Raw genomic sequence first — 14,178 nt, 5'->3', positions numbered from 1 at the left:
GGCCTCAGCCCTCCTTCTTCGGTCCGGTGGTGGGGAAGGACGGGGCGACCAGGTCGCCGGTTTGGCCCGACGCCGCCAGTTCCTTGATCGCCGCGTTGTACTCGGCCTCGGGAAGCACCTTCACGTTGAACACCATTTGAGCGTGGTAGGTGCCGCACAGTTCGGCGCACTTGCCCAGGAAATCGCCCGGCTTGGTGGGGGTCACGTCGAAACTGTTGGGGTGGCCGGGGATGACGTCCAGTTTGAAGTAGAAGTCAGGAACCCAGAACGAGTGAATGACGTCGGCCGACTGAAGGTTGAACCGGACCGGCTTGTTCAGCGGCAGGTACAACGTCGGAATGGACTCGATGGTGCCTACGGTGTGCGCATCGCTGCCCACAGCGGGATTGGCCGCCTCACGGTAGTTGAAGCTCCACGACCACTTTTGCCCAATGACGTCGATTTGATGCGGGTTCTCAGCCTCAGTTTTGGCGAGCACACCGTTTTGCGCCTGAACCGTGAAAAAGAACAGCACGCCGATGATCAAGAAGGGCACCAGCGTGTAGAGCACTTCCATCGGGACGTGGTACTGCGTCTGCTTGGGAGTCTCATCGTGACTCTTGCGACGGAACTTGATGATGGCGTACACGATCAGGCCCCAGACCAGGACACCGATGATCATTGATGCGATCCACGCGCCGGACCAGAGATTCCCGATGAAGGGAGCTCGGTCACTGGCGGCCTCGGGAAGACCCCATCGCGTCCACTGTTCCACCGTCGCCTGGGAGCAGCCACTCAGCGCTACTGCGCTACCGACGGCGACCACAGCGGCGACGGCCCGGCGAACCGAACGAGTTCGAATCAGAGCCACGTCACACCCTTCCCTTGTTCATCTGCCGTTCCGCGTGCACACGGTCGGCGGAGCTGTCGATGCACGTAGGAACACTAACCCAAACGGGCATCCAACCGCCTCCTGAGAGGCGACCGGATGCCCGAGTCCGGGACACTTGTGTCCCGATCGTGACCTGCGTCACGGACGTGCGGAATCAGTGGAAGCTATCTCCACAAGCGCACGAGCCGCCCGCATTGGGATTGTCGATCGTGAAGCCCTGCTGCTGAATCGTGTCGACGAAATCAATCGTCGCGCCGAGGAGGTAGGGGGCGCTCATCCGGTCGGTGACGACCTTGACGCCGTACCACTCCTTCTCAATGTCGCCTTCGAGTTCACGATCGTCCAGCGCCAACTGGTAGCGCAGACCCGAGCACCCGCCGGGCGCCACGGAGATGCGCAGCGAGAGACCTTCTTCGCCCTCGCTTGCCGCCAAGTCGGACACCTTGCGGGCCGCGACCTCGGTCAAGATGATGCCGTCGGTCTGGACCTCCGGCTGCTGATCAACGCTCATGTGGGTGTTCCTTCGTGCTCGATGGACCGCGGCCCCGGTAGGGATTGTGGCCGCAGCAACGCTGCTTCGAACAGTCTAGGTCACGCTCGGCGCAGGGCGAAGCGCGACCGTTTCGGCCCAACCAGCGATCACCACGTCCAACTGTTGGCCATTCCGGCGGCCCGGGCCGAGAGTTCATCGCCTCCCAGTTCGGGGCCGCCGCCCAGCGTGTAGGCGATCTCCACGCCGAAGGTCCGCAACTCGCGAGACGAGACCTCCACGCTCCTTGCCACCGCCACGCAGGGGCGCAGTGTCCGTTCCGCGAGCGAGATGACCTCCCCCACCACTGGTCCGCCGCGGCGTACGAAGTCGAGGTGGTCGCCGCCGGTCACGATGACGTCGGCCAGGGCGGCGGTCTTCTCTAACCCGGCAACCGCCGCACACAACGCCGGGCCGCTGGTGAGCCACGCACCCACGGCGTTGAGCGCCACCAGCGAGCCGCCGGCGGCCCCCATACCTGGGGCGTCTTGCACACCCAGCGCACCCGCCAGAGCACCGAGGGAGGCGTCCGTGGCGAGCATGATGGCGGGATCGGTTCCGGTCGCGTGCCCTCGACGCGCGGTCAACCCGCGCAAACCAAGCAGGAGATCGCCCAGCTGAGCGGGGTCAATGACCGCCACGAGTTCAGTGTCACCGACGGCCGCGCGCGCCGCGCTGACGTCGAGGTTCGTGAGCCCCGCGAGGGCGCCGACCCCCTTGTTCAGGGGAACATCGGCGGTCGCACCCAACGCGGCGAGCAGCCCAGCCCCACCGTCATGCGCCCGCACCCCAGTCACGTCGACCACGACCCGCCTGGGGTGCTGAGCCAAGGCGTCAGCCAACCGCACCCCGAGCTCAAACGTGGACGCGTGCAGGTCGATGCCTGGCTCGGGGACCGCCCCGTCGGTGGGGGCGCTCACCACTACTGCGTCGTCGCCCAACTCTGCCAGCGCCTGTTGGAGATCCGCCCCGGCCGCGGCCATCGGCACAACCGCCACCTGAGCCTCCGGCTTCGCGGCGACGAAGGCGCGACCCAAGGCGGCCCCCGCGTCCACAGACGCGAGGGCCCCGATGCGATCGGTGCAGATCAGCAGACGCACTAGGGAAGCAACCCCCCAGCACCGTGGCTGTCGCCAATCCACTCACGCAGTTGCTCGGGCGCAGTGTCTGCCTCGGGGAGGATGACATCGGAATCGATCAGCAAGTCGTCATCCAGGAGGGTCCCCTGCTCACGCACTTCGGCCAGCAGCCGCGACATGGCCCGGTGAACCCACGCAGGATCCCCGTCGGCCAGCGCGGCCTCGACGTCATCGTCCAAGGCATTGATGATCACCAGCTCGGCATCGTCGAGCCGGTACTGCCCCTCGCCCAGGATGCGGACGATCATGGCGTCACCCTTGCGAGCCGGGAGCCGCCGAAGGCCCGCCGTTCGACTCGATCTCGGCGACCTCGGTGACGGTCGCCTCAGTTACCCGGGGCGCGCCGGCTCCGACCTGAGGTGCCACAGACGGGGTCCCGGAGGGCAGTGCGCCCAAGGACGCCTTCAGCTCGGCCAGCTCGTTCTCGACCTGCGACGAGGAGGCCAGCGAGTCCAGTTCGCGGGTGATGTCGTCCTTGTAGGTGTTCGTGGGATCGTCCAGCGCCCCGGAGGCGAGCAGCTCGTCGATGGCACCCGCGCGCGCCTGCATCTGAGCCGTCTTGTCCTCGGCCCGCTGGATGGCCATCCCGACATCGCCCATCTCCTCGCTGATCCCGGTGAAGGCCTCGTTGATCCGCGTCTGCGCCTCGGCAGCCGAGTAGGTGGCCTTGATGGTCTCCTTGCGGGTGCGGAACGCGTCCACCTTCGCTTGCAGGCGTGTGCTCGCGCGGACGAGCTTTTCTTCCTCCCCCTGCAGTTGCGCGTGTTGCTGCATCAGATCATCGAGTTGCCCCTGCAGACCCGACTTGCGTGTCAGCGCCTCACGGGCCAGGTCCTCGCGGTTCACTTCAAGCGCCCGCTGCGCCGACAGGGCGAGCTTCTTCATCTCAGAGTCGAGCTGATTGGCCTGGAGTTCCACGCGCTTGCGGCTGGTGGCCACGTCGGCAACGCCGCGACGCACCTTCTGGAGCAGCTCAAGCTGGCGCTGGTAGGAGTAGTCGAGGGTTTCGCGAGGATCCTCCCACTTGTCCAGGGCCTTATCGGCCTTGGCGTTGAAGATGATCCTGAGTCGTTCGAACAAGCCGGCCATGGTCTTCCTTCGGGTCCTTCCGTGGGGCGTGCAGCGCTCACAGCCTAGCCGGAGGGCCGCTCCTAGCGAGGGCGTCTTCCCCCGGCCTTCCCCTGATCTAGACTGACGCGCGTTCGCCATCGCACAAGAAGGACCTGATCCACGTGGCCCTGTTCAAGAAGTCGGAGTCGGCTCCCGCGCCGGAGCCGGTCGCCGCGCCCCGCGACCCGCAAGCCAAGAAGAACGTGCCGACGCCGTCGCGGCGCGAGGCCGAGGCTGCGCGTCGTCAGCGCGTCAACCCCAGCTTGTCCCCCAAGGAGGCCCGGCGTCGGGATCGCGAGGCCAACTACGCATCCCGACAACGGGACCTCGCCAGGCAAGAGGATCAACCGGGCCGCGTCCTGATGCGCAACCTGATCGATTCCCGGTTCAACCCGGCCGAGATCGCGATGCCCGTGCTCCTGGGAGTCATGGCACTCGCGTTCATTCCCCCGCTGACCCCGTACATCCAGTGGCTGCTCTACCTCACCTGGGCTTTCATCGCCGTCATCATCCTGGATGCCTTCTTGATGTGGCGCCGGTTCAAGATCCTGGCCGCACAGCGCATCCCGGAGGCGCCGCTGCGGGGGATGCTGATGTATGGCTTCAACCGGCAGATGTCCTTCCGTCGCTGGCGTCAGCCCCCGCCGGTGATCAAGCGCGGCGAGTCCTTCTGATGTCCTGGTCCTGGTCCTCGCCGCAGGCCGACGACGCCCTCGCCGCCTCGACGGGGCTAGGGCAGGGATTTCCCTCACAGGCCGACGCCGAAGCGTGGCTCACGGAGAACTATGACCTGCTTGAGGACGCCGGACTCGACGAGGTCACTCTGCTGCAGGATGGGCAGGTCGTGTACGGCCCGATGAGCCTGCACGCCTGACCTCGACGATCGCCAACGCCACCCCGAAGCCCGCGACGAGGGCTCCGACGCCGCCGATCAGCGGACGCGCCTGCTGGGCCGCTTCGAAGCGCTCCGCATAGGTTTGCTGCCTGCTGCCTTGGGCGTTGACGCACACGTCACCGGGAGCCATGACCACGTCTCGGCACGTGATGGTGGGGGCGGCGGCGAGCGTCAGCGCCCACAGCAGCGCCGCTGCTCCGATGGTCGCCAGCGCCACATGCGCCCAGAACCGGCGCGTCACTGGGCTCGCACGTTCGGATGGACCAACGGCGCCTTCTCCACGCTGAACGGTTCGACGCGAGAACGCACCTGCACCCCCACCTGAGTACCCGGCGTGAAGCTCGGGTCGAGCAGTGCCAAACCGATGCCGGTCTGCAAGGTGGGGCTGAACGTCCCCGACGTGACGACTCCCACGACCGTTCCGTCCGGCGCGACGCATTCCATGCCCGGCCGCGGGATTCCTCGACCCTGGGCCTTGATGGCGCGCGATCGGCGCGTCGGCCCCTCGGCTCGCTGCTTGCGCAGCGCCTCCGCGCCCCAAAACGTCGGCTTGTCCCAGCCGATCGCCCACCCGAGCCCAGCCATGACCGGGGTGATCTCGGCGGAGAGTTCATGCCCGTGCAAGGCGTAACCCATCTCCGTGCGCAGCGTGTCGCGGGCGCCCAAGCCTGCGGGCAGCATGCCAAACGGCTCCCCTGCCACCATCAAGGCGTCCCAGACAACGGGCGCCTCCTCCCAGGGACAGACCACCTCGTATCCGAGTTCGCCGGTGTATCCCGTGCGGCACAATGTCGCCGCGACGCCAGCGATCTCAGCGGGGCGGAACTGGAGGTACTCCAAGGCGGGCTCCACACCCATCGACGCCAGGATTGCGTCACTGAGTGGCCCTTGCAGGGCGAAGATCGCGTGCTCCTCATGCTCGTCCGTCACGGCGATCTGCGGGGGCGCCGCCGCGCTGAGCAGCGCAACGACAGCAGCCGTATTGGCCGCGTTCGGGATGAGCCGCACCTCCTCATCGGAGACGACGTATTGGATCAGGTCGTCGACGACCCCTCCGTCGTCGGAGCAACACAGCGTGTACTGCGCCTGTCCCGCGCCGATGCGGTCCAGGTCATTGGTCAGGCAGGCGTTGAGGAAGGCGCGCGACCCGGGCCCACGGACGCTCGCATTCCCCAGATGGCTGACGTCGAAGAGGCCAGCAGTGGTCCTCACGGCGGTGTGTTCAGCGACCACAGAGGTGTATTGCAGCGGCATCAACCAGCCGCTGAACTCCGCGAACTTCGCCCCCAGGGCCTCATGACGTGCGTGGACAGGCGATGTCTTGAGCTCGGCCATGCGCTCAACCTACCCCAGGGGCACCTCGCCGTTGGGGCAGACGAGATCGTCGCTCTCCCCTCATGGATGGGCCTCTCCCGGCTCCCTCCCAGGGCGTGGCGTGGGTAGGCTGGCTGACTGAGCCACGACCGGAGGGATGACACACCCGTGACGAACGCTTCGCTACCGACCATCACCACCACCACTGCCACACCCAAGGACGTCGACGCCCTGGTGATCGGGGTGGCGGAAGCATCCGGAGGACCAGTCCTGGTCGGCGCCGGTGACGAACTGGAGAAGGCCTGGGCCAAGCGCCACGCGGGTTCGCTGTTGTCGGCAGCCCAGCAGGTCGGCGCATCCACGAAGGTGGGCGCCACGGTGACGCTGCCGGGCTCCCCGCTCGTTGTGGTGACCGGCCTGGGCGGCGTCGATGTGACTCCGGAGCAGGTGCGCCGTGCCGCCGGGTCGGGCGTGCGTGCCGCGGCAGCTACCGGCTCCAGCCAGCGGGTGGCGGTCAGCTTTGATGCCGTGGAACCCGATGTCATCCGCGGGGTGGCCGAAGGCGCTTTGCTGGGGAGCTACGCCTACGTGAAGGCTGGCGCGAGCGTCCCCGCACCGACGATCGGCTCGCTCGTGATCGTGTCCCCCACCCGCGACGCCGCCCTTCAGGTGGAGCGTGCTGCGGTGGTCGCACGCGCCGTCGTCCGTGCCCGCGACTGGGTCAACACCCCCGCCAATGTGCTGTACCCCGAGACGTTCGCCGAGGAAGCCCGTTCGGTGGCCAAGGCAGCCAAACTGGACGTCGAGGTGCTCGATGAGAAGGCTTTGGCGCGAGCCGGCTACGGCGGCATCCTCGCTGTCGGTGGCGGTTCGGCCCGCCCGCCGAGGTTGGTGCGCATCAGCTATGCGCCTCGCGGGGCCCGGACGCACCTGGCTCTGGTCGGCAAGGGCATCACGTTCGACACGGGCGGGCTCAACCTCAAGCCGTCCGACGGCATGATCACGATGAAGACCGACATGGCGGGCGCCGCCGCCGTCATCGCAGCCGTGGCGGCCATCGCCGAACTCAAGCTGAAGATCCGCGTGACCGCCTATGCCGCCATGGCCGAAAACATGCCGTCGGGCTCTGCGTACCGCCCCTCCGATGTGCTCACCATGTACGGCGGCACCACCGTGGAGAACGCCAACAGTGACGCCGAGGGGCGCCTGGTGATGGCGGACGCTCTCGTCCGGGCCGGCGAGGACGATCCTGACCTCACCGTCGACATCGCGACGCTGACCGGCGCCTGCATGGTCGCCTTGGGCGACCGGGTTGCTGGCCTGATGGCCTCTGACGACGAGACCGCCGACACGGTCCTGGACGCTGCTGAGGCCTCCGGCGAGGACTTTTGGCAGTTGCCGATCCCCGAGCACATCCGCACGAACCTGCGCAGCGAGGTGGCCGATCTGCTCTCCTCCGGAACGACCCGCTACGGCGGAGCCCTGACCGCGGCCGCCTTCCTGCAAGAGTTCGTTCGCGAGGGTGACCGCTGGGCGCACCTCGACATCGCTGGGCCGTCGTGGAACGGCGGCGCGGCCTACGACTATGTCGCCAAGGGCGGGACCGGCAGCGGCGTTCGCACTCTCGTTGCCCTCGCACGCAGCCTGGCCGAGGCGGAGCGCCCCTAAGCCCTTGCTCTGGCCCGACCGAGAGTGTGAAAGCTTTGTCGGAGGGCTAGTGTGGGCAACGGAAACGGCCAGTCATCGAAGAAGGAGCCCGCGAGCATGCCGACCAATGTCCCCCTCCCCGCACTGGGTGAAAGCGTCACCGAAGGCACGGTCTCTCGATGGTTGAAGCAAGTCGGTGACACCGTCGAGGTTGACGAGCCCATCGTGGAGGTCTCCACCGACAAGGTCGACACCGAGGTTCCCTCCCCGGTCGCCGGCACCATCTTGGAGATCCTCGTCCCTGAGGATGAGACCGCTGACGTCGGCGCGACCCTTGCCGTGATTGGCGATCCCAGCGAAGCAGGCTCCGCACCGCAGCAGGCTGCCCCGGCCCCACAGGCTGCGGCTCCGGCAGCTCCGGCAGCTCCGGCACCGCAAGCCGCCGCACCGGCCGCCCCCGCAGCAGCCGCCACCGGCGTCGAGGTCACCCTCCCCGCCCTGGGCGAATCCGTCACCGAAGGCACCATCTCCCGCTGGCTCAAGGCCGTCGGCGACACCGTCGAGGTTGACGAGCCCATCGTCGAGGTCTCCACCGACAAGGTCGACACCGAGGTTCCCTCCCCCGCCGCGGGCACCATCCTCGAGATCCGCGTCCCCGAAGACGAGACCGCCGACGTCGGCGCCGTCTTGGCCATCATCGGCGACCCCAACTCCGCAGCACCCGCCGCCCCGGCAGCACCCGCCGCCCCGGCGACTCCCGCAGCCCCAGCAACGCCCGCGGTTCCGGCACCGCAAGCCGCCGCACCGGCCGCCCCCGCAGCAGCCGCCGCACCGGCGTCCGTCTCGGCTCCGGCTAACGCGGCCCCGGCACCCGCCGCCGCACCGCGACGCGCCAGCGAGGCTCCCGAATCCGGCTACGTCACGCCCCTGGTGCGCAAGCTCGCCCAGCAAAACGGCGTCGATCTGGGCTCAGTGACCGGAACCGGCGTCGGCGGACGCATCCGCAAGCAGGACATCCTCGACGCGGCCGAGGCCGCCAAGGCCCCGGCTCCCGCCCCTGCGGCGCCCGCGGCCGCGGCGTCCGCCCCCGCACAGAAGAGCGCCCCCAAGGTCGAGCCGTCCGCCAAGCGCGGCACCACGGAGAAGCTCAACCGTCTGCGCGCAGTCATCGCCAAGCGCATGACCGAATCCCTGCAGACCGCCGCGCAGTTGACGGCCACGGTCGAGATCGACGTGACCAACATCACGAAGCTGCGCGCCAAGGTAAAGGACGCCTTCAAGGCTCGTGAAGGCGCGTCGCTGTCCTACCTGCCGTTCATTTCGCTGGCTGCGGTCGAGGGGCTCAAGCAGTTCCCCGTCATCAATGCCGAGATCGACACGACGGCGGGCACGATTACCTACCCGGCCGCCGAGCACCTCGGCATCGCAGTGGACACCGACCGTGGCCTGCTCGTGCCCGTCATCAAGGACGCCGGCGACCTCAACGTCACCGGCCTGGCCAAGAAGATCGGCGACCTGGCGGCACGCACCCGTGCGAACAAGGTCGGCCCTGACGAGTTGACCGGTGGAACCTTCACCATCACCAACTACGGTTCGGCGGGCACCCTGTTCGACACACCGATCATCAACCAGCCCCAGTCGGCGATCCTGGGGACCGGCGCGCTGGTCAAGCGTCCGATGGTGATCAAGGATCCGGCGTTGGGCGAGGTCATCGCCGTTCGCGACATGATGTACCTCTCGCTGACCTACGATCACCGCCTCATTGACGGTGCGGTCGCGGCCCGGTTCCTCTCGTTCGTGAAGGCGCGCCTCGAAGAAGCCGACTTCGGCGCCGAGTTCGGCATCTGATTCACTCACCGCGCGTGCCCGTCCCCGCTCTCGGGGGCGGGCACGCGCGCTTCCTCGTACCCACATCGACACGCGGCGGGCATCCGCATCCGCCCTGCCCATACGCTAGGCCGGTCGGGATGCGACCAGCCTCCGCGCTCGCCTCCTCGGCTGCGTAGCATGGCTGCGTGCCACCTCAAGACTCCCGCGAGGGATTCACGTTCACCTATCTGGGCTTCGACGGCGACGACCTCGGGCTCAGCGACTACCAAGAGACCTGGGATCTGCAGCGCAACGTGCATGCCCAGGTCGTCGCGGGCACGATCGGCCCTCAGGTGCTGTTCGTGCAGCATCCGAGCGTCTACACGGCCGGTCACCGCACCCAGCCGGAGGAGCGTCCCCGCGACGGGACACCCGTCGTCGACGTCGACCGGGGCGGGAAGATCACCTATCACGGCCCCGGGCAACTCGTCGGCTACCCCATCATCACCCTGACCCGGAAGTACGGCCCCCTGGAGTACGTCCGCCGCGTCGAACAGGCGGTCATCGACACGTTGGCCGACCACTGGGACGTCCACGGCATTCGGGTCGACGGACGCACCGGCGTCTGGCTGCCGGCTGACGGCCAGCGGCCAGAGCGCAAGATCTGCGCCATCGGCGTCCGCGTCGCCAAGATGACGACGATGCACGGGTTTGCCCTCAACGTGACCTCACAGGCGACTGGTCCCTTCGGGAACATCATCCCGTGCGGCATCAGCGATGCTGGGGTGACAAGCCTCCAAGACGAGACGGGCGGCCCCGCGCTCCCCCTGGTGGAGGTTGCCAGAGCATTGGAACCGCAACTGGAACGGCAACTTGCCTTCACGCTCACGTCGCGCGGCCTAGTCTGAGCCGCGTGAGTGTACGCATCGGGGTTTTGACGTCGGGCGGAGACGCCCCCGGTATGAATGCGGCGGTGCGAGCCGTCGTCCGTGCAGGCATCACTGCCGGTGTCGAGGTGTACGGCATCTACGAGGGCTGGCAGGGCGCCGTGGACGGCGGGCGCTTCATCCGCCCGATGTCGTGGGAAGACGTCAGCGGCATCATGATCCAGGGCGGGACCGTCATCGGAACGGCCCGCTGTGCCGCCTTCCGGACGCCTGAAGGACGCCGGACCGCCGTCCTCAACCTGATCCTCGCCGGGATCGATCGTCTCGTCGTCATCGGAGGCGACGGATCCCTCACCGGCACCGACGTCTTGCGGGACGAATGGCCCGACCACATTGACGCTTTGGTGGCTTGGGGCCAGATCACCGCCCAGGACGCCGCCGAGCACCCCACGTTGCGTGTCGCCGGGCTGGTCGGCTCGATCGACAACGACATGGTCGGCACCGACATGACCATCGGCACGGATTCGGCACTGCATCGCATCACCGAAGCCATCGACGCCATCGCCTCCACGGCGGCCTCGCATCAGCGCAGCTTCGTCGTGGAGGTCATGGGGCGCCATTGCGGCTACCTGGCCTTGATGAGCGCGATTGCGGGCGGTGCGGACTACGCGTTCATCCCCGAGCGGCCCCCGGCAGCGGATTGGCACGAGCACATGGCCACCGTGCTGCGCCGCGCCCGCAATGCCGGACGACGCTCCTCCATCGTGGTGGTCGCCGAGGGCGCCGCCGACCGCGAGGGCAACCCCATCACCGCCGATGCCGTCCGCAAGGTGCTGGCCGACGAGATGGGTGAGGACGCCCGCGTCACCATTTTGGGCCACGTGCAGCGCGGCGGCGTCCCCAGCGCCTATGACCGGTGGATGGCCTCGATGGTGGGCTGCGCCGCCGTCGATGAGGTCCTCTACGGTGACCGCGAACCCCAGGTGATCGGCGTCCGTGCGAATCGTCCGCACGCCATGTCCTTGCTGGAGGCCGTCAAGGACACCAAGGCTGTCGCCACCTCGATCGCCGAGGGACGCTACGAGGAGGCCATGGCTGCGCGCGGTCACTCGTTCGTCCAGATGGCCCACGTGTTCCAGCGGCTGTCGGAAGCGCGACCCAACGTGGTTCGGGAGGCGTCCGCCAAGCGCATCGGCGTCATGAACGTCGGGGGCCTGGCCCCGGGCATGAACCCGACGGCACGTGCCGTCGTGCGCCTGGGGGTCGACCAGGGCCACGACATGGTCGGCATCCAGGGTGGCTTCCCCGGGCTGATCGAGGGCGACCTTCGCGACCTGACCTGGGGAGATGTCGAAGGCTGGGAAGCCGCTGCCGGGGCCAATCTCGGGACGCGCCGCAGCATCCCCGGCGATGGCGATCTGTACGCGGTCGCCCGCTCGATCGAGACCCACGAACTTGACGGCATCGTCATCATCGGCGGCTTCCAGGCCTACCGGGCGCTGAGCCGGATCAACGCCGAACGCAAGCGTTTCCCTGCCCTGAGCATCCCGATTGTCGTGTTGCCCGCCTCGTTGGACAACAACCTTCCGGGGCTGCAGATGGCGGTGGGGGCTGATTCAGCCCTGAACGTCGACGTGCAGGCCGTGGACCGCATCAAGCAGTCGGCGACGGCATCCAAGCGGGCCTTCGTGGTGGAGACGATGGGTCGGCGGTGCGGATTCTTGGCCCTGACGACGGGTGTCGCGGCGGGCGCCGAGCGCGTGTACCTCAATGAGGACGGCATCACCATCGCTGACCTCAAGCACGATGTGGACGCGATGGTGCGCGCTTTTGGCCGCGGGCAGAACTTCTGGCTGTCGATCCGCAACGAGAACGCCTCGGAGTTCTACACCACCGATCTGCTGACCCGCATGTTCGAGGCAGAGGGCCAAGGCGGGTTCAGCGTCCGCGGGGCCGTGCTCGGGCACGTCCAGCAAGGCGGCGTGCCCTCGCCTTTCGACCGCATCAACGGGGTCCGTTTTGCGGCGTCGGTCATCGACTGGATGTCGGCACAGTTCGAGACCCACTCCGCCCAGCACACTTTCGCGACCCCCGAAGGGATGCGGTCGGTCAAGGAACTTGACGATCTGGTCGACTGGCATGCCCGCCGCCCGATCGACCAATGGTGGCTGGTGCTCAAACCGGTCCTCGAAGCGCTGGGCCGACGCCCCGGCGACGCCGACGCCTGAGTCTGCTGACCTGCAAGTCTAGGATGAGCCTGTGACCGACACCCAACCACGCCGCCTCCTCCGGATCGAAGCCAAGAACGCGCAGACCCCGATCGAACGCAAACCCTCGTGGATCAAGACGCGCGCCACGATGGGCCCGGAATACCGCGACATGCAGCAGCGTGTGCGCGATGGTGGGCTGCACACGGTGTGTCAGGAGGCGGGTTGCCCCAACATCTTTGAATGCTGGGAGGACCGCGAGGCGACGTTCCTCATCGGTGGCGATCAGTGCACGCGCCGCTGCGATTTCTGCCAGATCGCGACCGGTCGCCCCACCTCCTACGACAAGGAGGAGCCCCGCCGCGTCGCGGAATCGGTCAAGGAGATGGGCCTGAAGTATGCGACCGTGACCGGCGTCGCTCGCGACGATCTGCCCGACGGCGCGTCCTGGCTGTACGCCGAGACCTGCCGCCGGATCCGCGAACTCAACCCCGGCACCGGGGTGGAATTGCTGGTGGACGACTTCAAGGGCGCCGACTCCGCATTGCAGACGGTGTTCGAGTCGCGCCCCGAAGTGTTCGCGCACAACGTCGAAACGGTCCCCCGCATCTTCAAGCGCATTCGCCCCGCCTTCGACTACGACCGCAGCCTCGGGGTGCTGGACAAGGCCCGCCAGTTCGGGCTGGTCACCAAGTCGAACCTGATCTTGGGCATGGGCGAGACGCGTGAGGAAATCACCCAGGCACTCGTGGACCTGCGCGAGGCCGGCACCGACCTCATCACCATCACGCAGTACCTGCGCCCCTCGGCCCTGCATCACCCGATCGACCGCTGGGTGACGCCGGAGGAGTTCGCCGAACTCGAAGACGAGGCGAAAGCCCTAGGATATGCGGGAGTGCTTTCGGGGCCGCTCGTCCGCTCGTCGTATCGCGCGGGCCGGCTCTACCGGCAGGCGATCGAAGCCCGCAAGAAGGCGTCCCGAACGAACGTGAAAGTGAATCAGCATGGCTAGCGAGAAGGCGAAACAACTCGCCGCGGAGCAGAAGGCGGCCGCCAAGGCCGAGAAACTGCGCAAGAAGAACAGCGACGATCCCCGCGACTGGGGGCGCGTGAAGCAGGTCGTGGAGGCCTACAAGCGCACCGCCGAAGTCGATCCGGCCGTCACCTGGTGGATGCTGGGCGTCGGGCTGGGTACCGCTGCCGTGATCATCGTCGCGGGGCTGCTCTTGGGCTGGCCGTGGTGGTCCTACATCCTTCTTGCCCTCATGGCCGGATTCTTGGGTGCGCTGTTCGTCTTGACCCGTCGGGTGCGCACGGCCACCATCAAGCGTTACGAGGGCCAACCCGGTTCCGCTGAGGTCGCGCTGCAACTGCTGAACAACAAGAAGTACAGCTACGACATGGGCATCAACGCCGACCGTCAGATGGACTTGGTTCATCGTGTTGTCGGCCCGATGGGCATCGTGCTGATCGGTGAGGGAAGCCCGGGCCGGGTGCGTCAGATGCTGGCCAGCGACGCCAAGAAGCACGAACAGGTCTCCTTCGGGACGCCGGTCGTCACCGTGATGGTGGGCGATGGGGCGAACCAGATCAAGCTGGGTGACCTGCAAAAGCACATCGAGAAGATGCCGAAGGCCCTCCAGACGCACCAGATCACCGAACTGAAGCAGCGCCTGCGTGCACTGGACGCGGTGCGTCCCCGCGCCCCGCTGCCTAAGGGCCCCATGCCGACCCCGAAGGGCCTCAATCGCGCGATGCGCGGACGCTGAC

The 14,178-nt window shown here is 67.5% G+C and carries 15 protein-coding genes; 8 read left to right on the top strand and 7 right to left on the bottom strand.

Features of this window, described 5'->3' with window-relative positions; translation table 11 throughout:
* Positions 1-4: 4 nt before the first annotated feature.
* From ctaC to C1706_RS07100, 5 genes are all read right to left on the bottom strand, one after another.
* Positions 5-850 carry an aa3-type cytochrome oxidase subunit II gene (ctaC, locus tag C1706_RS07120; RefSeq protein WP_431830691.1) on the bottom strand — a complete coding sequence of 282 codons (846 nt, stop codon included), beginning with the start codon at positions 848-850 and terminating at the stop codon, positions 5-7.
* Positions 851-1,025: 175 nt separating this feature from the next.
* A complete protein-coding gene (locus C1706_RS07115; protein WP_129458545.1) occupies positions 1,026-1,382 on the bottom strand; it encodes a HesB/IscA family protein in 357 nt (118 codons plus the stop codon).
* A 128-nt stretch (positions 1,383-1,510) separates the two neighbouring features.
* On the bottom strand, positions 1,511-2,500 hold the full coding sequence (locus tag C1706_RS07110; protein ID WP_129458544.1) for a glycerate kinase: 990 nt from the start codon (positions 2,498-2,500) through the stop codon (positions 1,511-1,513).
* Complete coding sequence (gene pspAA, locus C1706_RS07105; RefSeq protein ID WP_129458543.1) at positions 2,500-2,787, bottom strand: PspA-associated protein PspAA; 288 nt, start codon at positions 2,785-2,787, stop codon at positions 2,500-2,502. Before pspAA ends, C1706_RS07110 begins: the two co-directional genes overlap by 1 nt.
* A 4-nt stretch (positions 2,788-2,791) precedes the next feature.
* Positions 2,792-3,628, bottom strand: coding sequence for a PspA/IM30 family protein (locus C1706_RS07100; RefSeq protein WP_129458541.1), 837 nt, complete (start codon positions 3,626-3,628; stop codon positions 2,792-2,794).
* A 143-nt stretch (positions 3,629-3,771) separates the two neighbouring features.
* Here C1706_RS07100 and C1706_RS07095 point away from each other — a divergent pair, with 143 nt between their 5' ends.
* Together C1706_RS07095 and C1706_RS07090 are read left to right on the top strand one after the other, a co-directional pair.
* Positions 3,772-4,323, top strand: coding sequence for a DUF3043 domain-containing protein (locus tag C1706_RS07095; RefSeq protein ID WP_164987471.1), 552 nt, complete (start codon positions 3,772-3,774; stop codon positions 4,321-4,323).
* Positions 4,323-4,523: a hypothetical protein gene (locus C1706_RS07090; RefSeq protein WP_129458537.1), complete on the top strand. Its 201-nt coding sequence runs from the start codon at positions 4,323-4,325 to the stop codon at positions 4,521-4,523. Before C1706_RS07095 ends, C1706_RS07090 begins: the two co-directional genes overlap by 1 nt.
* Here the strand turns inward: C1706_RS07090 and C1706_RS07085 are convergent.
* Positions 4,468-4,785, bottom strand: a complete 318-nt coding sequence (locus C1706_RS07085; protein WP_129458535.1) for a hypothetical protein — start codon at positions 4,783-4,785, stop codon at positions 4,468-4,470. The genes C1706_RS07090 and C1706_RS07085 overlap by 56 nt on opposite strands.
* On the bottom strand, positions 4,782-5,879 hold the full coding sequence (gcvT, locus tag C1706_RS07080) for a glycine cleavage system aminomethyltransferase GcvT (RefSeq protein WP_129458534.1): 1,098 nt from the start codon (positions 5,877-5,879) through the stop codon (positions 4,782-4,784). Before gcvT ends, C1706_RS07085 begins: the two co-directional genes overlap by 4 nt.
* Before the next feature lie 147 nt (positions 5,880-6,026).
* Between gcvT and C1706_RS07075 the strand changes: the two genes are divergently transcribed.
* The 6 genes from C1706_RS07075 (at position 6,027) to C1706_RS07050 (ending at position 14,177) form a co-directional block, all read left to right on the top strand.
* On the top strand, positions 6,027-7,526 hold the full coding sequence (locus tag C1706_RS07075; RefSeq protein WP_129458532.1) for a leucyl aminopeptidase: 1,500 nt from the start codon (positions 6,027-6,029) through the stop codon (positions 7,524-7,526).
* Between the two features lie 96 nt (positions 7,527-7,622).
* The gene (gene sucB / locus C1706_RS07070) at positions 7,623-9,353 is read left to right on the top strand and encodes a 2-oxoglutarate dehydrogenase, E2 component, dihydrolipoamide succinyltransferase (protein ID WP_129458531.1); all 1,731 of its coding nucleotides are present in this window, start codon (positions 7,623-7,625) and stop codon (positions 9,351-9,353) included.
* A 167-nt stretch (positions 9,354-9,520) separates the two neighbouring features.
* Positions 9,521-10,222 carry a lipoyl(octanoyl) transferase LipB gene (gene lipB, locus C1706_RS07065; protein WP_241653473.1) on the top strand — a complete coding sequence of 234 codons (702 nt, stop codon included), beginning with the start codon at positions 9,521-9,523 and terminating at the stop codon, positions 10,220-10,222.
* Positions 10,223-10,227: 5 nt separating this feature from the next.
* Complete coding sequence (locus C1706_RS07060; protein ID WP_129458530.1) at positions 10,228-12,429, top strand: 6-phosphofructokinase; 2,202 nt, start codon at positions 10,228-10,230, stop codon at positions 12,427-12,429.
* 31 nt (positions 12,430-12,460) lie between these two features.
* Complete coding sequence (gene lipA / locus C1706_RS07055) at positions 12,461-13,420, top strand: lipoyl synthase (protein ID WP_129458528.1); 960 nt, start codon at positions 12,461-12,463, stop codon at positions 13,418-13,420.
* Complete coding sequence (locus tag C1706_RS07050) at positions 13,413-14,177, top strand: DUF4191 domain-containing protein (protein ID WP_129458527.1); 765 nt, start codon at positions 13,413-13,415, stop codon at positions 14,175-14,177. The genes lipA and C1706_RS07050 overlap by 8 nt, the downstream gene beginning before the upstream one ends.
* Position 14,178: the final 1 nt, after the last annotated feature.

The organism is Propioniciclava flava, assembly GCF_004126535.1.
Taxonomy (GTDB): domain Bacteria; phylum Actinomycetota; class Actinomycetes; order Propionibacteriales; family Propionibacteriaceae; genus Propioniciclava; species Propioniciclava flava.
The sequence above is the reverse complement of the archived record's forward strand: the minus strand, read 5'-3'. Positions and strand labels throughout refer to the sequence as shown.

Coding starts and splice junctions, on each gene's coding strand:
- C1706_RS07115 (WP_129458545.1), bottom strand. CDS start 1,382: ATGAGCGTTGATCAGCAGCCGGAGGTCCAGACCGACGGCATCATCTTG.
- pspAA (WP_129458543.1), bottom strand. CDS start 2,787: ATGATCGTCCGCATCCTGGGCGAGGGGCAGTACCGGCTCGACGATGCC.
- C1706_RS07100 (WP_129458541.1), bottom strand. CDS start 3,628: ATGGCCGGCTTGTTCGAACGACTCAGGATCATCTTCAACGCCAAGGCC.
- C1706_RS07090 (WP_129458537.1), top strand. CDS start 4,323: ATGTCCTGGTCCTGGTCCTCGCCGCAGGCCGACGACGCCCTCGCCGCC.
- gcvT (WP_129458534.1), bottom strand. CDS start 5,879: ATGGCCGAGCTCAAGACATCGCCTGTCCACGCACGTCATGAGGCCCTG.
- sucB (WP_129458531.1), top strand. CDS start 7,623: ATGCCGACCAATGTCCCCCTCCCCGCACTGGGTGAAAGCGTCACCGAA.
- C1706_RS07050 (WP_129458527.1), top strand. CDS start 13,413: ATGGCTAGCGAGAAGGCGAAACAACTCGCCGCGGAGCAGAAGGCGGCC.